Source organism: Gracilibacillus saliphilus (genome assembly GCF_010994085.1).
Taxonomy (GTDB): Bacteria; Bacillota; Bacilli; order Bacillales; family Amphibacillaceae; genus Gracilibacillus; species Gracilibacillus lacisalsi.
Map to the genome: position 1 here is coordinate 33754 of NZ_WJEB01000021.1, position 22444 is coordinate 56197.

Here is a 22444-nt window from a genome sequence, read left to right on the forward strand (position 1 = left end):
TTCTATCATGATGCTGGTATTATTTTAGCTTGGATGCACTTCAAACACACTAGCTGCACCCATACCTCCGCCGATACACATCGAAACGACTCCGTACCCACCGCCTCGGCGTTTCAGCTCATAAAGTAAGGTGGAGGTTAACTTGGCTCCTGTACATCCCAGAGGATGGCCAAGTGCAATTGCTCCTCCATTTACGTTTACTTTCTCCTCATCTATTTTCAGTTCGCGAATGATTGGCAAACATTGTGCTGCAAATGCTTCGTTTATTTCAAAAAGTTCAATGTCATCCTGGCTAACTCCTGCCATATCAAGGGCTTTTGGAATCGCCTTGATCGGACCAATCCCCATTATCTCAGGTTCAACGCCAGCCACTGCAAAGGATTTAAAGGTAGCTAATGGTTTTAAACCAAGTGCTTCCGCTTTTTCTTTACTCATTACTACACATGCTGCTGCACCATCACTCATTTGCGATGAGTTACCAGCAGTTACAGTTCCTCCCTGCTTGAACGCTGGTTTGAGTCCTGCCAGTACGTCAACACTTGTATCCGCACGAACCCCTTCGTCCGTGTCGACAACGCTTTGTTCTTCCCAAGGATTCCCGTTCTCATCAACACCCTTACGCACTGTTTGTACGGAGACAATTTCTTCTTTAAACTTGCCTGCTTGCATAGCTGCTGCTGCTTTCTGATGGCTCATTGCGGCAAAGTGATCCTGATCGTTACGTGAAACATCAAATCGTGCTGCTACTTCTTCAGCCGTAAAGCCCATCCCCATATAGATTTCAGGCATTTCATCGACAATTTGTGGATGTGGAGACATCTTAAACCCTGACATCGGAACATGACTCATACTTTCTACTCCTCCGCCAATAACAACATCTGCATGGCCAAGCATGACACGCTCTGCGGCAAAGGCAATCGACTGTAAGCCTGATGAGCAAAAACGATTGATCGTTATCGCTGGAGTTATAGCCGGAAAACCAGCATAAAGGGAAATAATTCTTGCGACATTTAATCCTTGCTCTCCTTCAGGCATGGCACAGCCAATAATGATATCCTCCACATCCTCTTTCTTTAACCCTTGAGCCCGATCCATGACCGCATTTAAAACCGTACTACCTAGATCCTCTATCCGTGTTTGGGCAAAACTGCCTTTCTTTGCCTTCCCTACTGGTGTACGTGCAATCGATACAATCACTGCTTCTCTCACAAAGTCACCTCATTTCTAATTTAATTACGTAATGGTTTCCCTTTGCTTAACATATACTGCATGCGCTGCCTAGTTTTTGGCTCACCACACAAACTTAAGAAAGCTTCCCGTTCGAGATCGAGCATATATTGCTCACTCACTCGTGTCCCCGCAGGAACATCCCCTCCAGCTAATACGTGAGCCAGTTTATTGGCTATTAGTTGGTCATGATCACTGATATAACCAGCTAACTTCATTTGATAAGCACCTAACTTCAACAACGCCTTCCCTTCGCTTCCAACTACACGAATCTCTTCTTTTGGCTCTGGTGTATAGTCTTGCTCAACCAACCGCAGTGCAGCTTGTTTTGCTTCGTAAATTAAATGATCTTGATGAACAACAACAGTATCCTGATCACGCAAATAGCCAAGCTTTTTCGCATCTAGTGCACTTGTCGATACCTTTGCCATGCCGATCGTTTCAAATATTTGGTTGACATATGGTTGTAAATCAGCATCCGGATTCGTAACAGAGTTGCTAAGACGACAGATCAGTTCCTTACACCCTCCACCTGCTGGTATTAAGCCAACACCAACCTCGACTAATCCGTAGTACGTTTCTGCCGAGGCGACAACTTGATCGGCTGGCAGACAAACCTCAACACCTCCACCCAAGGTCATCCGATGTGGAGCTGCAATAACAGGCTTTTCAAACTGTTTTAAATGATACATCGTATTTTGAAACTGGCGGATAATATGGTCGACTTCATCCCATTCCTCATCCTGTGCTTCCATTAAAAGCATCATTAAATTAGCACCAACACAGAAATTCCGTCCTTGATTGGCAATGACGAGTCCATCGTAATTGCGACGGACTTCTTTGATGCTTTCTTCAATCATCATTAAAATATCCGCACCGATCGCATTGTTAGGGGAATGAAACTCCAAACAAGCTATTCCGTCACCAAGTTCAATTAGGCTGGCTCCACTGTTGGATTTTACAACCTTATTTTGCTCTTTAAGCGTACGTAGTGAAATCACTTCAGGCTTTGGCTCTATTTGCTTATAGACACTATCTGATGCAAAAAACATGGTACCTTCTTGCTTCTTGTAAAAGGATTGGTTTCCGGCTTTAATCCAATCTTTCACCCATCGTGGAACACTCTCTCCTTCACTTTCCATCCTCTTTACGGATCTTTCTAATCCAATCGCATCCCACGTTTCAAATGGACCAAGCTCCCAATTAAAGCCCCATTTCATTGCTTGATCAATTTCTAAAATCGAATCGGCAATTTCTCCTACTTTTTCTGCTGAATAAAGAAGTACTTTTTTGAGCGTATTCCAAGCTAGTTCCGAGTATTGATCTTGCGCCCCTAACAGTGCTTTTAACTTTTGTTTTGCACCTTTTGCCATTTTAGCCGCTTCCAAAGATGCACTGACAGTTTTCTTTTGTGGCTCATATTCCATCGTCTGGACGTTAAGGGAGAGAATCTCCTTCCCCTTTTCGTTTTTCACCTTTTTATAAAAGCCCTGCCCCGTTTTCTCACCAATCCATCCTTTTTCAACCAGCATTCGTAAAATCTCCGGTACCTTGAACACCTTTTTCTCTGCTTCATCGGTCAATTTATCGTACATATTGTTAGCAATATGTACAAACGTATCAAGTCCTACTAAGTCCAATGTTCGAAATGTCGCACTTTTCGGACGCCCGATTGCCGGTCCTGTACATGCGTCAATTTCTTCAACTGTATAGCCTTTATCAAGCATTTCGTTAAGTGTGATATGCAGACTGTACGCTCCGATCCGGTTAGCGATAAAGTTTGGCGTATCCTTCGCAACCACGACACCTTTACCGAGCTTTTTCTCACAAAATTGATTCATCCTATCTATGATTTCGGGTCGTGTTTGCTTGCCTGGAATAATTTCTAATAGTTTCATATAACGAGGCGGATTGAAAAAATGTGTGCCTAGAAAATGTTCTTTAAATGCATCGCTCCGACCTTCAACCATGGCATTGATGGAAATACCTGACGTATTAGAACTGACAACAATACCCTTCTCCCATACTTTTTCAATGCGCTCCAAAAGCTGCTTCTTAATGGCAAGGTTTTCAACAATCACTTCTACAACCCAATCTACTTCTTTGATTCGTTCGAGATCATCCTCTATATTGCCAAGAGATATAAACGACGCCAAATCCTCATCATACAGCGGGGCCGGCTTTGTTTTCTTCATTCTCTTGATTGCGTTTACAGCTAAACGATTACGGACTTCTTTACTATCTAGACGCAGTCCTTTGCTTTTTTCATCTTCTGTTAATTGATCAGGGACAATATCGAGCAAAAGACAAGGGATACCCACGTTTGCTAAGTGGGCTGCGATGCTTGCTCCCATAACGCCCGAACCAATTACAGCTGCACGTCGAATTTGTCTTTCCATACTATTAACCTCCTGTTCTATGTCATCCTGTCAGTTTGTTAGAGCTAGACTCGCCAAATACCGCTTGCTCTAAAATTTCGGCAATATCCTTTGCCTTCACACCATCCTCTACTTCGATTGCTTTCGTGCCATCATCTAGCATCGTGAGACAATACGGACAGGCACTACTAATCACTGTTGGATTTACATCAAGTGCCTGCTCTGTGCGAGCTAGATTTACCCGCTTTCCAGCGGTTTCCTCCATCCACATCATTCCTCCTCCTGCACCACAGCACATGCCATTCTCACGGTTACGATCCATCTCAACTAATTCGACACCTTTAATCGAACGGAGAATATCTCGTGGCTGGTCATATACATTGTTATAGCGTCCTAGATAACAGGAATCATGATACGTGATCCGTTCATCCAATTCATACGTTGGCATTAATCGACCATCTTTCACTAGCTGATTGAGAAGCTCCGTATGATGGAGGACCTCAACCCCGTCTAAACCAAACTCTGGGTATTCATTTTTCAATGTATTAAAAGTATGCGGACAGGCTGTAACGATTTTTTTCACGTTGTATTTCTTTAATATTGCAATGTTTTCCATGCACAACTCTTGGAAAAGTAATTCATTACCCATTCTTCTCGGCGTATCACCGGAATTCTTCTCTTCGTTGCCAAGAATCGCAAAGTTGACACCTGCTTCATTTAGCAATCTCACAAATGCACGAGACACTTTGCGACTGCGATTATCGTAAGATCCCATTGAGCCGACAAAATAAAGAATATCAAAATCAGGATTTTCCTTTACTGTCGGAACCGGAATCCCGTCAATGTCTTCCACCCACTTCGCGCGATCTTTGCGATTGATTCCCCATGGATTCCCTTGACGCTCAATGTTTTGCATCGCACGTTGACCCTCATGAGGAACACTACCTTCCATGAGCAGCAAATGTCGGCGCAAGTCTACGATTTTATCCACATGCTCATTCCCGACCGGACATTGATCCTCGCAATTTCGACATGTCGTACATGCCCAAATCTCCTCCTCTGTCATCACATCGCCAACGAGATTTAGCTCCTCTACATTGTTATCACTTGTCGACCACATTTGTTGCTGGAGTGTCATCGTCGGTTGAATCGTCGTCCCTTTCCCCCACTCGACCTGCTCTCTATCAACATCTTGAATGCTGTGTATACCGTAATTAGTCTGCGGTACCCATGGTGATTTCGATGTGATCGCTGCACCTTTTTCAGTAAGGTGATCACGCAACTTTACAATAAGATGCATTGGTGAAAGCACCTTGCCCGTATTAGAAGCTGGACAAGCATCCGTACAGCGCCCGCATTCAACACAGGAATAGAAATCGAGCAATTGTTGTTGTGTGAAATCCTCTACTTTTCCAACACCGAATGATTCCGCATTTTCATCTTCAAGATCAAGGCTTCTCAATTGACCAACCGGTTCAGTTCGTCTTAAAAAAATGTTGATCGGAGCAACCATCAGATGAAAATGTTTTGATTGCGGAACATATACTAAAAACGCTAATAATATCAACAAATGTGCCCACCAAAACGTGTAAAAAAGAATCTGTGCCGTCATCTCTTCAACTGACATAAAAGTCGCTGCAATCATAGAGGAAAGCGGTGAGTACCAAGAAAAAGAGAGATCATGTAGAACCCGCTCTAACCCTAGTGTCAAAAGAACTGATAACATTAAGGAAAAAATAAAATAAATAACGATGCTCGGTTTCTTTCCTCTTTTTAATCGAGGTAGTTTCTCCCCATAACGGCGATAGGCTGCATAACCAACTGCAAGAAATATGAGAAAGACTGTTACTTCTTGGAAGAGGTTAAAGACGTGATAGCCTGGAATCGGAAGTCGATCTGCCCCAAGGCCCTTGACAAGGATATCCAAGGCACCAAATTGTAAGATGATAAAGCCATAAAAAATAATCACATGCATGATCCCACTTTTTTTATGCTTCAATAATTTCGATTGGCCGAATACTTGCGAGACAAACGTTCGCAAGCGTTCATCGAAATTCTTTTCGATTTCCACCCGCTTTCCTAACTTAATATATAAGTAACGACGATAAACCACTTTCCCAAATAAATACAAGAAGTAACCAGTTACTAGAAGAAATGCGAGAAATTGAATCCATTGCCAAACCACATTAATCGCTCCCTTCCTGATACTTAGTAGGCTTAGAGAAGCTTTTGAGCCACCCTTTACCTTACAAGAAACATACATGAAAGTGTAAGGGCTCTCATATTATGGATATGAACGTGATTATAAGAAAATGCTTACCATTTATGTTGGAAAGGAGAATGATAAATGGATATCTATGTCATTCTGAAACAGACCTTCGACACCGAGGAAAAAATTATCGTTGAAGATGGCAATATTTCCGAAGATGGCGTGCAATATGTCATCAACCCATATGACGAATATGCCGTAGAAGAAGCAATCCAAAAAAGAGAGGAACTTGGCGGAAACGTTTATGTTATTGCTGTAGGTCCAGAGCGAACAACTGAAGCCCTTCGCACAGCATTAGCAATGGGAGCTGATGAAGCCGTACTAATATCAGATGAAAGAATTGGATCAGATGAAAACACCATCTCAAAGGTATTAGCTTCATACTTAGAAAGCCAAAATGTTGATTTCATTCTGGGTGGATACTTCTCAGTTGATAATGGTGCTGGTCAAGTAGCCATACGATTAGCACAACTCTTAGACATTCCACATGTCGGATCGATTACAAAGCTTGATATTAGTGATAACAAAGCACTAGCAGACCGTGATGCAGAAGGCGATCTTGAACAAGTTGAAGTCACACTTCCTGCAGTTTTCACAGCACAACAAGGGTTAAATGAACCACGTTACCCAAGCCTTCCAGGAATTATGAAAGCGAAAAGAAAACCGCTACAACAATTAACATTAGATGATCTCGATATAGAAGAAAGTGAGCTAGTTCCAAAAACTGCTAGAACAGCCCTTTCTCTTCCTCCGCAAAAAGAAGCAGGTCATATTCTGAAAGGCGAGACTGCTGAGCAAGTGAAAGAACTCGTTGAAAAACTACAGCATGATGCAAAAGTATTATAATAAGGAGGCATTCTTATGAGTAAAACCACTCTAGTCGTTGCTGAGCACCGCGGTGGAGCATTGCGTCAAGTAACCTATGAGTCACTACATGCAGCAACATTATCCTCAAGCGAAAACGACCAACTCCATGTCGCTGTGATCGGTCATCAATTAGATAGCTTAACAGAGTCCCTTTCTAGTATTGGTGCCGAGAAAATTTATCTTATTGATCATCCAGATTTACAGCAATATAACCCTGAAGCGTATCTTGCTGCTGTAATGCAAGTGATTGATGCCTCCAATCCAGACGGAATCATTTTGGGACACACCGCTATTGGTCGTGATCTAGCACCAATGATTTCAGCAAAGATCGATGCCGGACAAATTTCGGATGTCACAAACATCGAAAACATCGACGAGCAAGTTGTATATACCCGACCAATCTATGCAGGAAAAGCATTTGAAAAGAAAGTTTTTCAAAGCTCCCCATGGGTTGTCACCATTAGACCAAATAATATTTCAGGTGCTGATTCAAGCGGAGGTAAAGCAGAAGTTGAACATATCGAATATACTACACCAGCTGCTTTACGAACTGTTATCAAAGACGTCGTACAGAATACATCTGGAAAAGTCGATTTATCAGAAGCGAAAATTGTTGTATCAGGCGGGCGCGGAGTCAAAAGTGCGGACGGATTTAAACCTCTACAAGAGCTAGCTGACGTACTCGGCGGAGCAGTCGGTGCCTCTAGAGGTGCTTGCGATGCTGATTACTGTGACTATTCACTGCAAATCGGGCAAACCGGTAAAGTTGTTACACCAGAAATCTATATTGCATGCGGGATTAGCGGTGCAATTCAGCATGTAGCCGGCATGAGTCAGTCAAAGATTATCGTTGCCATTAACAAAGATCCAGAAGCACCGATTTTCAACATCGCTGACTATGGAATCGTTGGCGACCTTTTTGAAGTTGTACCATTACTTACAGATGAATTTAAGAAGGTTTTAGGTTAGAAATGTGTATAGGTGTCATTCAAAATAGTGACACCTATGTTCACCTTTTTTCTCATAGTATTGTTGTAATATTCGAAAGATTCTTCTTCTAGATATCATCCCATCACTCCAATTATAAATGGAGGTTGAGGTTATTTTTCGTTCCGGGAACAAAAACTGATATTCACTGCAAATACGCATAATAACTTCACTCCCCTTTTCCAAGTTACCGCATAAACGACATTCGATGCCTTGTTTCTGCGGATATGTTGCCATTTCCCCACATTGATAACATGGAATTCCTTTTTCTAATTGATCATATTGATAGGATGGAAACTGATTAAATGGATAATGTTCGATGTGATTTGCTGCCAGCTTTTCTGAAGCTTCTTTTTCTTGCGAGGTAATGTTTGCGGTAATAGGAAATTGCTTGATGAAGCGATTCATTTGCGTTGGTAAAATAATCTGTTTATCTAAAGGGGCTTGAAAGATAGAACATTCGGGGTTCACAAATATTAAGTAGGAAACTAAGGGGAGTCTTATATCAAGCGACTGTAGTAAGCGCCGTAGAATGGAATGGGCTCGATCACGTTGAACTAGCGGATTATCGATTTCTACTTGGTTCAACATAAATAAATTATCATCGTCCCAATAGTATTCTCCGATGAAATTTTTTATTTCGAATAAGTAAATCTTGCCATTTTTTAATAAAATTGAATCGATTTGACAATATTTATTATGATGTATTAGTAAATCTTTTAATATGATATGCTCTCCTGCTAATTTATCTAAATAAGTATCAAACATAACCTCCCCTTCAAAACCTTTAGCTAAACTTCGGTATCGTCTCTTTTCTTGCTCACTTAATTGTTTGCGTTTAGATAATAGTTCATAAGCGATTAATTCGTCAGGCTTTTCCCTTTGCTTTGCTATCATGAAATCCCTCCCATTTTTACATATTATAACATGTTTCATAATTAGTATTTAAGTACCAAAATGGTGTTCATGGGGAGTCATTTTGGTACTTAATCGTGCATTAAGTACCATTTTAATCAGATAATTTTTATTTTTGGTACTTAATTGTCTTTTTAGTACCATTTTGACTTCATGCGAGTGAATTTTGGTACTTAAATTATCCCTTCTCCAAAAGTGTCAGATAGTTCCACGATCGCATAGGCTAATGTGTAAATCTTTTTTTACAAAGGGGTGATGATTTTGTCGGGGAAAGTGATTAACTACTATGCTGGTGGCAACACGGCAAAGGGATTCTACAACCTGTTTGAGTCAAATATGCAAGGGTTAGAAAATATATATCTATTAAAAGGTGGTCCTGCAACAGGAAAATCTACAATGATGAAAAAGCTAGCAGATGCATGGGGAAAGCAAGGTTATAATATTGAGCGAATTCATTGTTCATCAGATAATGATTCTTTAGATGGGTTTATTATCCCCACGCTTCATTTTGGAATTTTTGATGCAACTGCTCCACATGTTTTAGAGCCAAAGGCCCCTGGGGCAATTGAACAGTATGTTAATCTCGGAGTTGCTTGGGATAATACAAAGCTAAAAGCAAATAAAGATGACATCGTTGAGTTGCAAACACAAATAAGTGCTGCATTTCAAACAGCTTATGACTGTTTTGCAGATGGGCTTCACCTTCACGATTACTTAGAGGAAATATATATTAATGAGATGGATTTTGACAAAGCTAATCAAGTCACTGACGAATTAATTCAAAAGATTCTGCTCGATAAAGCAAGTATTCACGGAAATGGTATCGTGCGACATCGCTTTTTCGGTGCCTCTACCCCTGAAGGTGTGGTTGATTTTATTCCCTCCATTACCGAAGAGTTGACAAAACGTTACTTTATCAAAGGGCGTGCTGGCACTGGTAAATCAACACTACTAAAAAAAGTTGCCACTAATGCGGAGGAAAGTGGCTTTGATGTGGAAATGTATCACTGCGGATTTGACCCGGAAAGTATCGATATGGTTGTTATCCGAGAGCTAGGTGTCTGTGTATTTGATAGTACCGATCCGCATGAATATTTCCCTGAGCGTCAAGGTGATGAAATTGTTGACCTATACGAGCAAACCATTACTCCTGGTACGGATGAAAAATATGAATCAGATATTACTTATTACACCAAACGCTACAAGCAACGAATGAAAGATGGCATCACTTATTTGAAGGAAGCCAAGGCCTTACATGATAAATTAGAAGCTATTTATATCGATGCAGTAGATTTTACGGTCGTCGATAAGATTTATTCTACTATTTATAAAGATATTGAACAAATAGCAGCAGATACTTAATCATTTTATATGTGCTTCTATACATGGAGCGGACTATCAACAATAAATCCGCTCCTTTTGCAAAAAGAAGATTCTATACCTCCATCGCTCCTCCACTCAATCTTTTAAAACCACGCAACTTACTAAGGTCTTCTATGAGCTTTAAAGCTGCCCTATCCTTCGCTTTCGCTTCAATCATGATATCTGCGGATTTTCCAAACGCTTTTAAAGGTTTTATGAAATTTTTGGCAAAATCAATATCTACATAATCAGCATGTGCTCTGATCTGCTTTTCCGATTTAGGAGAAGATAAGTGAAATTTAGGTGGGTGGCCTGTTCCTTCCCAAGTAGCGAAAATTTTCGGGAGTAACTCCTCCCATGACTCTTTTCCGGAGTTCACCCAATGGTGATGATAATCGAACACAAAAGGGAGACCGTTCTTCTCACAAATCTTTAACGTTTCTTTTGCTGTATAGGTCTTATCATCGTTTTCTAAAGTCGTTTGCATACGTATATTCTTATCAAGCTTTAAAAAATTTTGACTAAATTGCTCGATCGCCTCTTCTTTGTTACCATAAGCACCACCTACATGAAGGTTTATAGTTGCTTTACTTTCTAATCCCATCGCTCTCAATATATCATAGTGATAAGTCATATCCACAATCGCATTCTCTGTGACATGGTTCTTTGAACTAGTGAACAAAGTAAATTGATTCGGATGAAAACTGACACGTAGCTAATGTTTTTGTACTAGTACACCAATCTCCTTAAAAAGGGCGGTAAAAGGAGTTATAAAGTCCCATCTTACCTCTGGGTGTGTAGCGAGTGGTACAAGTGAGGACGACATTCGATAAACATCTATACCATGTGCAATATTATAATGTAATATACGAATGGTATTTCTTAGGTTTTGTTCTGTAAGATAATAAAGTTTTTCTCTTCTTGCCTCTTTACTTAATTTCTTCCAATTCGTAAACGTTAACGTTCGAGAAGGAGATGCTTCCCAAAGTGAAAGCGCAGTTGAGACATAACCGAACCTAAGGATCATTGTTTGACACCAACTTTTGATTGTATATGGAATTAGTTTGAAGCAAAAAGACAGTCTCATTCATTATCATGGCATAAGGATTGATCGGCACTTTCCCTGATTATAAAAACAGGATCAGTTCGGCATTGCCGTGCACTTCCACTCCTACGGGATGATTTTCGACTAAGATCCACTTTGGTAAGCGCTCTTTGTTTACCAAAGTTAGCTTAGGCGAAAATCCCCTGGAAAGGGAAGTGGACAGCCGCAGCGATGGTTTCCTGTACAAGCTATTTCAAAATGGCTACTCTGCTTACAAATGCGTTGATACTGCGGATACTTTCCTATATTACCAAAAAGGCAATGTTTCTATTTAGTAGAACATTGCCTTTCATTCGGTCATAAATTGTCTATTATAAAATTCTTACAACTTAAAATTTTTAATTAATTCATTTAAATTATTCGATAGCTTATTTAAATGATTAGCACTTAAGGTCACTTGCTCAATTGAGTTCCCTGTTTGATCAATGGTTGCTGAGGTTTCTTCAATTCCTGCAGCTGATTCTTCAGATACAGAAGCAATATCTTCAATTGACTTATTGATCTCATCACTGTTTCCTGCAATATCTCTTAAATTCTCAGAAATATATTTAATTCCGTTCGCCATTTCAGAGAGAGAACTATTAATTCCTTCAAAGGTTTTCCCAGTAGAGATAATTGTATTTCTTCCACTTTCTACTTCTTTATAACCATTTTGTAAAGATTCTGTCACAGATCCAGTTTCCTGTTGAATATCATTTACTATTTGTGTTATATCTGTGACAGATAAGGATACTTGCTCTGCTAGTTTCCGTACTTCATCAGCAACTACTGCAAAGCCCTTCCCTTGCTCCCCGGCACGTGCAGCTTCAATTGCTGCATTTAATGCCAACAAATTCGTTTGTTCAGCAATGTCCTTAATAACATTGACGAGCTTAGAGACTTCTTGTGATTGCTTATCTAGTCCATTTACCTTATCAACTGATTCTTTTACAATTGCATCAATGATCCCCATTTGATCAATAGATGAATTCATCAGTTCACTACCTTCATTTGTTAACTGAAGAACCTCTTGTGAAGAAGAATAAACAGTCTCACCACTATTATTTGCTTCCTTTACTTTATTACTAAAATCATTCATCGAATTAGCTAGATCACTGGTTGTATTTGCTTGCGATTCTGAACCACTTGCTAACTCTTGCATAGTACTAACTACTTGTTCGCTACCCTCTTTCACATTGTTAGATGATTGCATTAATTCATAACTTTGATCATTGAGAGTTTTCGATACGGTAGTTATTTGATTCAACATGTCTTTCAAATTATTATTTACACGATTAGACGCCTCAATTAAGTCAGCAATCTCATCTTTTGATTTTGTAATTAATGGTTCACTGCTTAAATCGCCACTCGCAATTAAGTCCATTCGTTCTTTTAATTGGATAATTGGTTTAGCAATGACTCTTGGAACAAAAATTGATAATAAAACAATAATAATAAGTAACACAATGCCGGAAATAATTGCGATGATTGAATTGGATTCAGCATGTTCCAGAGCTAACTGACTACTTTCTTTACTCTCTGCCTCTCTAGTCAGAGCTAAATCTAAAAACCCATTCGATGTTTCTTCAATTAATGGATCTATTTTCTCTTCCAATAACTGAGCAGCTTCTTCCGTTTCTCCTGCATGCATTGCCGGAAGGAATTCCTCATCTACTATATTATATACTTGATCAATGTTCTCGGTTAATTCCATAGTAGTATTATTATTCGTTATGTCTAATAAGTCCTCTTTAAAACCTAATGCAGCTTCCCGCATACCTATAAAAGCTTCTTCATGGCCTTCATCTCCAGAAATTAAATATCCTCTTAATTCATTTTGCTGACTAGTAAGCACACTCAACAATTTAAAATCTGTCGCAAGTAATGGAATTTCCTTATTAGCCAGTTGTTCCGTTTCTTTTGTCATATCACTAATCGAATAAATTAAATAAAAACCAACCCCTAAAACTAAAATCGTTATCAGGGAGAAAAATGCCATTATCTTCGTTTTAATGCTCTTAAATTGAAATATTTTTTTCATACCGTTTTCCCCTCCATGCTTTATAGTTGTAAGTACAAATAAACTTTGACTTACTTACTATATCGACAAAATTCTAGGTTTATTGTAGTTTTTTCGACAAAATATCCTATTTTTTTAAAATGATGGAGTGATGAATCTGGCAATAAAGCACCCCTGTTAGAGCAGATATCAGGTTTGAGGATATCACTATAAAAAAGCTGCCTTAAGATATAAAAGGCAGCTTTTCACTATTTTCTATTAATAATATTTTGCTCTTTCGCCATTTGCTTCGCTAGCCTTGGTGCATCCCATAGTGATGGGAGAAGAAGTAATGATACTGGAGCTGCTGTTACGACAATAAAGTTTTGCAGTGTACCGACTGATTCCTCGCCAATCGCTAACAGGGAAACAGCAACCCCTCCAAACATTAGGGCCCAAAAGACTCGAATGAATCGATTAGGCTCATTAGTACCACTTAAAGTCACCGCAACAGTATAAGACATGGAGTCAGCCGTTGTCGCAACAAAAATAACCGATACAATGATAAAACCAATCGCTAGTACGATTCCAAATGGGATTTGATCCATGATTGCCATCACAGTTGCCGGCATACCACTTTCATTTAGTGCGGTTGAAACAGAACCCGGGTTTTCCCTTTCATAAAAAATACCTGAACCACCAACTACAGTGAACCAAAAATTACTAACAATTGGAGCAATAAGGGAGACAGCGATAATCAATTCTCTTATTGTTCTTCCTCGAGATATTCTGCTGATAAAGATAGCCATCATTGGACCATAACCAATAAACCAACCCCAGAAGAAAATTGTCCATGAACCAAGCCAAGCCTGATCTACTCGATATAAACTCATCGTCAAAAAGTTTTGTAGATAGAAGGCTTCTGAACCGATAAATAAGTCGATAATGTACAAGGTCGGACCGAGAATTAACATGGTGGCCATTAAAACAACAACCAAACTAACATTCACTCGGCTGAGCAATTGAATACCGCGCTCAATACCAGTGGCCGCCGAAATTGAAGCAATTACAACTAAAAAGATAATGATCAAAGACTGTGTAGTAAAAGTATTTGAAATCCCCCATACCGCTTCTAATCCATAACCGACCTGAAGTCCTAGAAAACCGATTGGTCCTATTGTTCCAGCCGCTGTTGCTATAATGGATACAATATCAGCCAAAGAGCCAAGAAAACTATTTTTAAAAATTTTCTTACCAAACATTGGGTACAAAAAGGTTCGTGGCTTAAGTGGATAGCCTTTGTGATAATGGGCATACATAAGCACAATCACTGTCAAGGTACCCAAACTTGCCCAAGCTGAGAAGCCCCAGTGCAGATAACTTTGTGCCATTGCAGGAAATGTTGCAGACACTGTCCCTTCTTCAATACCTGTAAACAGCGGAGGTGTTGTCAAATAATGATACATCGGTCCAGCCGCAGCCCAAAAAACTCCTCCACTGGCTAACAATGTACATAAAATCATAGAAATCCAACGAAAATTGCTATTCTCCGGCCGCTCCATTTTGCCCAGTCGTACTTTTCCATATTTGCTAAAAGCTAATATCAATCCAATGACAAACATTACGAGCAGTAACACTTGCCAATATGCTCCAAAATATTTCGCTGTAAAAGAGAAGGAATCACTGATCCACTTCCCCACTAATTTTTCATTAAAAATGGAAGCGATGACGAAGAGTAAAAGCAGTCCTCCACTTACAAACAACGTCATCCAATCTAATTTTTTCTTCTTCCTAGTACTTTCATCCATTCTTGTCCTCCTATAATAATGCCACATAACTTTTTATCATTTATTATTCATGTCCTATATCCATAAACTTATTAATTCAAAAAAGTAACGAGAAATTTTTGTGTATGTAATCACAGACACTCAATTATAGGTTAGTGAGGAAAATAAGTCAAAAACATCTTACACTTTCAACCATGAGCAGCTTGTTCTTAATGAGGATTAGTAAACCAGATTATTCGTATGCTAGGTATGCCGATAACATCCATACATATTTTTCATACTTCCCTTGTAAAGCAATTAATAAATCAGCTGTTGGCTCATCGTTATTTTCACTTGCTAGAGGTAATCCATCATTCTGAATTTCAGCAATAATTTGCTTATAATCATCCATTAGTTGTTGAATAATCTCATTCTCTTTATCATCAGCGTTCGCTTCCACTAATGTAGCTTCTTCTAAAAACTTTGACATGACTGCCAGAGGCTTTCCATCAATTGCTAAAATTCTTTCTGCCACTTCATCTAAATCTTCAGCAATTTGATTGTACATTTCTTCAAAAGTAGCATGGAGCTGAAAGAAATGCCTCCCTTGAACAAACCAGTGATAGCGATGTAACTTAACGTATAACACGAAATGATTTGATAATAATTGGTTCAAAAAATTAATTAATCTTTGATTATCCATATAAACCCACCTTTTAACACATTTTATAAACCTTATTTTCGCGAAGTTTTATGGATTTATACATAAGATACTACACTCGCAAATTTTTTTTGGCTAGCTCATATAAAGATACTGTTTCTTCCTTGATACAGAAACACTCACTAAAATGCTTCCAACATTTGTGAGTGTTTCATCGTAGAATTCAGATCATCCTACTAATTAGTTCTGATCAATTTTAATCCCAATAAATTTTATTTCTGTCATGTCTTCTATCGCGTATTTTACGCCTTCTCTTCCAACACCACTTTGCTTCACGCCACCATACGGATGATTATCCTGCCTATACGTTGAGATTTCATTGATCCAAACTCCACCCATTTCTAATCGATCTGCAACACGTAATGCTCGGTTAATATCTTTTGTAAAAACACCAGCTTGTAGTCCGTAAATGGAATCATTGGAATACTGGATTGCTTCTTCTTCTGTATTAAATGGGATGACCGATACAATAGGAGCAAATACCTCTTCTGCAATGATTTTCATATTTTCGTCCACATCAGTCATGATCGTAGGTGATAAAATCGTGCCATTTCTTTCACCACCAACCGCAATCCTCGCACCCTTGTCTACTGCATCATCAATCCACTCTTTAGCCCGCTTAGCTTCTTCTTCATTAATCATCGGACCAATGTCGGTTTCCTCACTGATGGGATCACCCATTCGTAATGCTTTTGTTTTTTGGATATAGGCCTCCAAGAATGCAGCATAAATTTCCCTATGGACATAAATACGTTGTGCAGAAATACAGACTTGACCAGAGAATGCAAAAGCACCTTTTACTAATTCTGTTGTAGCATAATCAATGTTGGCATCCTCAAATAATAGGTTTGGTGAATTAGAACCAAGCTCTAAAGTAACCTTCTTAAATCCTGCTGTTTCCCTGATGTTCTTACCTACTGGAAGGCTGCCAGTAAAGCTGATTTTAGCAACTTTGTCATGTGTCACAAGCGGTGAGCCAACTTCTTCACCAGTTCCAATAAGTAGATTAATGACACCTTCTGGCAATCCTGCTTCTTGAAACAGCTTTACGAGCATATAGGCGGAAATCGGTGTTTTTTCTGCCGGTTTAAATACGACTGTGTTACCCGCTGCTAGAGCAGGTGCAAGTTTATGAAGGGAAAGGTTTAATGGGAAGTTAAACGGTGTGATGGCTCCTACTACACCTAAAGGCTCACGCTTGACTATACCCATACGATGTTCGCCACCAATAGCAGCATCCATAGGTATTATTTCCCCGGGAATATTTTTGGCTAATTCAGAAGCAAATCGGAGAACTTGAATAGACCGCTCGACTTCACCGCGGCTATACTTAATTGGTTTACCTGCTTCCTTGCTAATAATGGTTGCAAAATCCTCCGTTTTATCTATTAACAAATCGGCAGCTTTTCGTAAAATATCAGCACGTTGATGGGCTGGCATAACCTTCATTTCGGAATGAAACTTCTCAAAGCTAATGGTTACAGCGTCTTCGAGGTCTTTCTTAGTGGCAAGTTTTAATTCCGCTACTTTTTCATTATCAAAAGGATTGTGGACAGCTACTATTTCACGATTATCTTCTATTCGTTCTTGACCGTTGACAATGGAACCTATTTTCATCATAGTATGACCTCCGTTAACAAATAATATTTCCTAGCTTTTCGGTAAGCTTCATATTTTCACGATAATCAACTGGACAATCAATAAGTACAGGCTTGTTCAACGATAACGCTTTGTCTATGGTTGATTTCAATTCTTCAGTCTTTTCAACAGTCAGTCCTTCGAATCCATAAGACTTTGCTAACTGAACAAAATCTGGATTGCCAAATTTAATATGGGATGAACGGTTGAAAGCTTTCATTTGATGCCATTCAATTAAACCGTAACCTTCATCACGCCATAAAAGAATCACAATCGGTAAGTTTAAGCGTTTCGCAGTTTCTAATTCTGCACTCGTCATTTGAAATGATCCATCACCACATACAGCAACTACCTGACGTTCTGGGTGAACCATTTTGGCAGCAATGGCACTAGGCACTGCAACACCCATTGATGCTAAACCATTCGAAATTAAGCATGTATTCGGTTGATAACAATGGTACATTCTAGCGATCCACATTTTGTGTGCTCCTACATCAGAGATAACAATACTGTCTTCCTCCAATACAGAACGCAAATCAGCAATAATCTTTTGTGGTTTCACAGGAAATTCGATGTCGCTTTTAGACGTTTCTAGTTCAGTTAGTGCTTCGTTGCGAACATGTGACACCCAAGTTAAATCTCTTTCTTTTTCAGTAATTGCCTTGTTTAGATTTTTGATATTCTCTTTAATATTACCTACAAGATTTAATTGTACAGGATAGCATGCATCAATTTCTGCTTCCTTTGTATCAATGTGCAGGATAGGGGTTTTGCCCTCAGGATTCCAACTTTTTGGTGAATACTCAGCCATATCAAAACCAATAGCAATGATCAGGTCAGACTCGTTAAATCCACAAGCAATATAATCATTACCGCCTATCCCTGCAGTGAGTAGACTATGTTCATCAGTCCACGGTATTGCACCTTTTCCCATGAAAGTATGAACAACAGGGAGATTTGCCGTCTTTACTAGAGACCTCAACTCATCAGCAGCATCCCCTCTTGTTACACCATTCCCAACTAATAGGAGTGGGTGCTTCGCTTGTTCTATTATTTTGGCCGCCTCATTAGTTACTGGTTCATCCGCCTCTGAAAGATGATGAGGCACAATATTTAGAGGTGAACTCTCAATATCCATCTTTGCAACATCTTCTGGGAGTTCAATATGCGTTGCTCCGGTCTTTTCCTCCGTAGCAACTTTAAATGCTTTCCGTACCACTTCAGGAACTACGTCAGGCGTTTTTATCTGGGTATTCCATTTAGTTACTTCATCATAAACAGATACCATATCGTAATGTTGATGGGAAACCTTATGCTGACGACCTAGACCAGCTTGTGCTGTGATCGCCACGATCGGACAGAGATCCATGTTGGCATTGGCAACACCGGTTAATAAATTGGTTGCACCTGGGCCAAGTGTTGCCAAACATACACCTGGTTTCCCCGTCAATTTTCCGTATGTTCCCGCCATAAATGCTGCACTCGTTTCATGACGTGTTACAATAAATTGAATCGTGGAGTCATGAAGGGCGTCCATTACATCAATATTTTCTTCACCTGGTACCCCAAAAATATATTCGACTCCTTCATGTTCTAAACTTTTGATCAATAGTTCTGCTACTTTCATTAATTACACCTTCTTCTTTTAAGAAATATCGTTTATATCCTTCGGCCGTACCATTGCTTGATAGATATCGTCTAATGACCATGTCCTACCCTTTTCGTCTCGATAAACAATGTGTTCTCGTGTGAATTTAGTCGGTGAATCTAAGCCTGCTGCTGCAGCTAACCGGAATAGACCTTTACGCATGGTAATTAAATAATTTGCCGTACGCCATTTTTTCTCTTCAATCACAAGCCCTTTTTGCAGATCAGGATCTGTCGTTGCGACGCCGACCGGACATGAATTGGATTGACACTGTAATGCTTGGATACATCCAACTGTTATCATAAACGCTCTAGCGATATTGACAAGATCTGCTCCCATAGCAAGTGCAATGGCAATCCGGTCGGGTGAAAACATTTTCCCAGATGCAATAATCTTTAACTTATCTCGCACACCATACTTCCGAAGGGCATTATCGACTAATGGTAACGCCGACCGAATCGGTAATCCCACACTGTCCGCTAATTCTTGATAGGATGCACCTGTTCCGCCCTCCCCACCATCTATTGTGATGAAGTCTGGTCCCATCCCCGTATCCTTAATCGCTTTGGCGAGTTCATCAGCCTCCTGACTACTTCCAATGACAACCTTCATGCCTACAGGTTTTCCCGTATGTTCACGAATCTTTTCTAAAAACTTAAATAAGGAAGGTAAGTCACTGAATTCACGAAAACGATTGGGACTGTCAATCGACTTATAAGGCTCCACCATTCTTATCCTGGCAATTTCTTCGGTCACTTTCTCTGCGTCAATATGGCCACCACGTGTTTTGGCACCTTGCCCTAATTTAATTTCAAACGCTTTTACTTCTGGCATGTTGCTTTTCTCTAGTATTGCATCCCAACTAAAGTTTCCTTCCTTATCTCTTACACCAAATAAACCGGGCCCGATTTGCATAATAATATCTACCCCACCCTTGAGATGGTAATCAGAAATCCCACCTTCACCGGTATTCATCCATGTTCCTTTCGCAATACCTAATCCTTCTGATAGAGCAGTAATAGCTCTATCACCTAAGGAACCGTAACTCATCGCAGACATACCGATCTGTCCTTTAGCCTTAAATGGATGCCTTGTTTGTTCACCGATCACAATTGCATCATCATCTTCCAATAAATAAACTGGGGAATCATCCTTATCCAACCGCTCTTTTCTTTGAGCAAACAAAGGTTCATTAAGCAACAGGTAGCGCTCTGTTGTCACTTTTGTCTTACGATCTATCTTTAATTCTTCCGTTAATTTAGGGAAGAGAGAATTACGAATATAATATCCAGGCTCGTCAAAATCGCGTTGTGATCCATACCCAAGGACATCTCGTTTGTATTTTGCCTTTTTCACTATATGCTGATAGTCGTCTCGTGAAAAAGGCTCACCCTCGCGGTTATTATGAAATAAATATTGGCGTAACTCAGGTCCGATATTCTCTAAGAAATATCTAGCCCTTCCAATTAAAGGATAATTACGAAGAATAGGATGTTGTTTTTGTCTTTTGTCTATTGTAAATAAATACAATCCAACCACTAAGAGTAGAAGTATTACAACCGTACAAACTACAAATCCTATGATCGTCATAAAGTTGGCGATATTCACATACCATTCCTCCCATAAAGTGAGACTTCCATCAGTGGGGGAACCACCCACACTGATGGATAGCGAAACTTATTAGGGTGTTAGCGTCTGTTATCCCCCTCCTAACATCCTTGTGTTACTTGAAGTGGGGGGCATACAGGCGATTAACACCGTGATCATATTGCTAACTTTAGTTTGACCTGTTGTTTCATTATTATGAATGGCCGAAACTAAGACAGAAAGTTAGTTTAATAAAAAAAGTTACAAATTGGCGGTATATTAATTTATTCAGCAAAAAAAGACAGGCTAATTTGCCTGTCTTTTTACAATAATTATGTTTGGCTAACCATTAAGATGATTACACTTTATTAAGTAATATAATAAGCTTATTATATTGATGATTGGCAGAATTTCTCTATGATTTGTGTTTTAATCTCTTCAACCGGAAATTTCTGAGGATAAGTGGCAATCATCAACATTACACCTTGCAAGGAAGACGAAAAATATAAAGATCTCTCTCGAGGATTGGCAACTCCTAGATTTTCAAACATTTCACATTGTAACTCAAACTGCCTTGCATTTTCCTCGACAATCCGTTTACTATATTTAATTAACTCTTTATCAGCCTCTGGTTGTGTTTGTAAGTGTAGAAAAAAGCGATGAACTTGAGGATTTGTGTAAACATTATCAATCGCATGATTTACAACATATCTTAGTTGGTCAGCTGGTGTATCAAGTGCTAAAGCAGCTTCCATCACTTCGATTAATTTTATAATCCGTTCTTCCACAATCGTTGCGAGTAGGTCTTCTTTTCCTTTGAAGTAATTGTAAAGTAAGCCTTTAGAGATTTCTGCTTCTTTCGCTATATCACTAATAGAAGTCGCATGATATCCTTGATTAATGAACAGTTTCATCGCTTTGTTTCGGATATTTTCTTTTGCTTTTTGACGAATTCGTTCATTTTCTTCGGGTGTTCTTGGCATAAGTACAGATCATTCCTTTATAAGATTATCAATCTTTACAAATAACGTATCTGGATGCGTAAGTGTTACCATGTGGTCTGCATTCGCTATTTCGGATAAACTGACATTGGGAACTTTTTTAAAATGTTCTGCTACACGATGATTATCTTGAAAATCTTTTTCACCTATAATAAACAATGTATTCATCGATAATTCATCTAATCTCTCAACAGCAGGTGGTTGCGGCCAGATCATTTCAAAATGAGGCCATGTTAAAATCCGATTAAAGTAATCTCGATGCATTTGAATCATTCTATCTCGATGTGGCCCTGACATGACAACTTGATACAACGAACCACTCAAAGAGACATCAAGCATTTGATCGATGTCTGGAGTAACCCGATTAATGCTGTTAATATACTCATTAAATGCTTCAGAATAATGGAAACCTGATAAAGATGGTGCTATTAAAATCAGATTTTTTACTTTTTCCGGGTAATGCAACGCAAACTCTGTTGCAATTTGCCCTCCTATTGAATGACCAACAAGCGTCGCCGACTCTAGCTCTAGGTGATCCATAAGTAATAATAAATCCTCAACATAATTGACACTGCCATTTGGTGATGGTGATTTTCCAATTCCACGCACGTCAAAGGTAACGACTTTATAATATTGAGCTATTCGTGGAGCTAAAAATGTCCAGTCTCTCCGATCTGTCCCTCCACTATGTAGCAGTACAATAGGATGCCCTTCTCCAGTTACTTGATAATACAAATCCATGGTAAACCCTCCATCCAATTTATATTTCATAACCATATCCATTTTATTATTGACCGAACGTTTAGTCAATAATAAAACAGGAAGAACGAAAAATCCTTTTAAGAAAAACCGGGAAAGCCCACCCGGTCCTGTCCAAAGTAGTTATTTTGACATGAATAATAGGCGCAACAACCGCTGCGGCTTGTCCACTTCCACTCCTACGGGATGATTTTCGACTAAGATCCACTTTGGTATGCGCTCTTTGCTTACCAAAG

Annotated in this window: 15 protein-coding genes and 1 pseudogene; 3 read left to right on the forward strand and 13 right to left on the reverse strand. The window is 39.4% G+C overall.

Annotated elements, in window-relative coordinates; translation table 11 throughout:
- Positions 1–24: 24 nt before the first annotated feature.
- The 3 genes from GHT08_RS14160 to GHT08_RS14170 are packed head-to-tail and all read right to left on the reverse strand — an operon-like array spanning position 25 to position 5790.
- Entirely contained in the window at positions 25–1209 is a 1185-nt protein-coding gene (locus GHT08_RS14160) for an acetyl-CoA C-acyltransferase (protein WP_163582040.1), read from the reverse strand.
- Positions 1210–1229: 20 nt separating this feature from the next.
- Positions 1230–3626, reverse strand: a complete 2397-nt coding sequence (locus GHT08_RS14165) for a 3-hydroxyacyl-CoA dehydrogenase/enoyl-CoA hydratase family protein (protein ID WP_163582041.1) — start codon at positions 3624–3626, stop codon at positions 1230–1232.
- A 22-nt stretch (positions 3627–3648) separates the two neighbouring features.
- Positions 3649–5790, reverse strand: coding sequence for a (Fe-S)-binding protein (locus tag GHT08_RS14170; RefSeq protein WP_163582042.1), 2142 nt, complete (start codon positions 5788–5790; stop codon positions 3649–3651).
- A gap of 162 nt (positions 5791–5952) precedes the next feature.
- Between GHT08_RS14170 and GHT08_RS14175 the strand changes: the two genes are divergently transcribed.
- Positions 5953–6720 carry an electron transfer flavoprotein subunit beta/FixA family protein gene (locus GHT08_RS14175; RefSeq protein WP_163582043.1) on the forward strand — a complete coding sequence of 256 codons (768 nt, stop codon included), beginning with the start codon at positions 5953–5955 and terminating at the stop codon, positions 6718–6720.
- A 15-nt stretch (positions 6721–6735) separates the two neighbouring features.
- Entirely contained in the window at positions 6736–7710 is a 975-nt protein-coding gene (locus GHT08_RS14180; RefSeq protein ID WP_163582044.1) for an electron transfer flavoprotein subunit alpha/FixB family protein, read from the forward strand.
- Between the two features lie 15 nt (positions 7711–7725).
- Here the strand turns inward: GHT08_RS14180 and GHT08_RS14185 are convergent, their stop codons facing one another.
- Complete coding sequence (locus GHT08_RS14185; RefSeq protein ID WP_163582045.1) at positions 7726–8625, reverse strand: nuclease-related domain-containing protein; 900 nt, start codon at positions 8623–8625, stop codon at positions 7726–7728.
- 279 nt (positions 8626–8904) lie between these two features.
- On the opposite strand from GHT08_RS14185, the gene GHT08_RS14190 reads away from it, so the two are divergent.
- Complete coding sequence (locus tag GHT08_RS14190) at positions 8905–10005, forward strand: PRK06851 family protein (protein WP_163582046.1); 1101 nt, start codon at positions 8905–8907, stop codon at positions 10003–10005.
- 73 nt (positions 10006–10078) lie between these two features.
- Here GHT08_RS14190 and uvsE read toward each other — a convergent pair.
- The 9 genes and pseudogenes from uvsE to GHT08_RS14235 form a co-directional block, all read right to left on the reverse strand.
- Positions 10079–11032: pseudogene (uvsE, locus tag GHT08_RS14195) on the reverse strand (UV DNA damage repair endonuclease UvsE).
- A 400-nt stretch (positions 11033–11432) separates the two neighbouring features.
- A complete protein-coding gene (locus tag GHT08_RS14200) occupies positions 11433–13130 on the reverse strand; it encodes a methyl-accepting chemotaxis protein (protein WP_238343582.1) in 1698 nt (565 codons plus the stop codon).
- A gap of 227 nt (positions 13131–13357) precedes the next feature.
- Complete coding sequence (locus GHT08_RS14205) at positions 13358–14896, reverse strand: BCCT family transporter (protein WP_163582047.1); 1539 nt, start codon at positions 14894–14896, stop codon at positions 13358–13360.
- A 211-nt stretch (positions 14897–15107) separates the two neighbouring features.
- Positions 15108–15557: a Dps family protein gene (locus GHT08_RS14210; protein WP_163582048.1), complete on the reverse strand. Its 450-nt coding sequence runs from the start codon at positions 15555–15557 to the stop codon at positions 15108–15110.
- A 198-nt stretch (positions 15558–15755) separates the two neighbouring features.
- On the reverse strand, positions 15756–17195 hold the full coding sequence (locus GHT08_RS14215) for an aldehyde dehydrogenase family protein (RefSeq protein WP_163582049.1): 1440 nt from the start codon (positions 17193–17195) through the stop codon (positions 15756–15758).
- A 13-nt stretch (positions 17196–17208) separates the two neighbouring features.
- Positions 17209–18840: an acetolactate synthase large subunit gene (locus tag GHT08_RS14220; protein ID WP_163582050.1), complete on the reverse strand. Its 1632-nt coding sequence runs from the start codon at positions 18838–18840 to the stop codon at positions 17209–17211.
- 18 nt (positions 18841–18858) lie between these two features.
- Entirely contained in the window at positions 18859–20469 is a 1611-nt protein-coding gene (locus GHT08_RS14225) for an FMN-binding glutamate synthase family protein (RefSeq protein ID WP_163582051.1), read from the reverse strand.
- Positions 20470–20837: 368 nt separating this feature from the next.
- On the reverse strand, positions 20838–21431 hold the full coding sequence (locus GHT08_RS14230) for a TetR/AcrR family transcriptional regulator (RefSeq protein ID WP_163582052.1): 594 nt from the start codon (positions 21429–21431) through the stop codon (positions 20838–20840).
- 9 nt (positions 21432–21440) lie between these two features.
- Entirely contained in the window at positions 21441–22190 is a 750-nt protein-coding gene (locus tag GHT08_RS14235; RefSeq protein WP_163582053.1) for an alpha/beta fold hydrolase, read from the reverse strand.
- Positions 22191–22444 lie beyond the last annotated feature (254 nt).

Bases quoted from the DNA above. Each gene is read 5' to 3' on its own strand.
- GHT08_RS14165 (WP_163582041.1), bottom strand. From the start codon at position 3,626: ATGGAAAGACAAATTCGACGTGCAGCTGTAATTGGTTCGGGCGTTATG.
- GHT08_RS14175 (WP_163582043.1), top strand. From the start codon at position 5,953: ATGGATATCTATGTCATTCTGAAACAGACCTTCGACACCGAGGAAAAA.
- GHT08_RS14180 (WP_163582044.1), top strand. From the start codon at position 6,736: ATGAGTAAAACCACTCTAGTCGTTGCTGAGCACCGCGGTGGAGCATTG.
- GHT08_RS14185 (WP_163582045.1), bottom strand. From the start codon at position 8,625: ATGATAGCAAAGCAAAGGGAAAAGCCTGACGAATTAATCGCTTATGAA.
- GHT08_RS14200 (WP_238343582.1), bottom strand. From the start codon at position 13,130: ATGAAAAAAATATTTCAATTTAAGAGCATTAAAACGAAGATAATGGCA.
- GHT08_RS14205 (WP_163582047.1), bottom strand. From the start codon at position 14,896: ATGGATGAAAGTACTAGGAAGAAGAAAAAATTAGATTGGATGACGTTG.
- GHT08_RS14210 (WP_163582048.1), bottom strand. From the start codon at position 15,557: ATGGATAATCAAAGATTAATTAATTTTTTGAACCAATTATTATCAAAT.
- GHT08_RS14215 (WP_163582049.1), bottom strand. From the start codon at position 17,195: ATGATGAAAATAGGTTCCATTGTCAACGGTCAAGAACGAATAGAAGAT.
- GHT08_RS14220 (WP_163582050.1), bottom strand. From the start codon at position 18,840: ATGAAAGTAGCAGAACTATTGATCAAAAGTTTAGAACATGAAGGAGTC.
- GHT08_RS14230 (WP_163582052.1), bottom strand. From the start codon at position 21,431: ATGCCAAGAACACCCGAAGAAAATGAACGAATTCGTCAAAAAGCAAAA.
- GHT08_RS14235 (WP_163582053.1), bottom strand. From the start codon at position 22,190: ATGGATTTGTATTATCAAGTAACTGGAGAAGGGCATCCTATTGTACTG.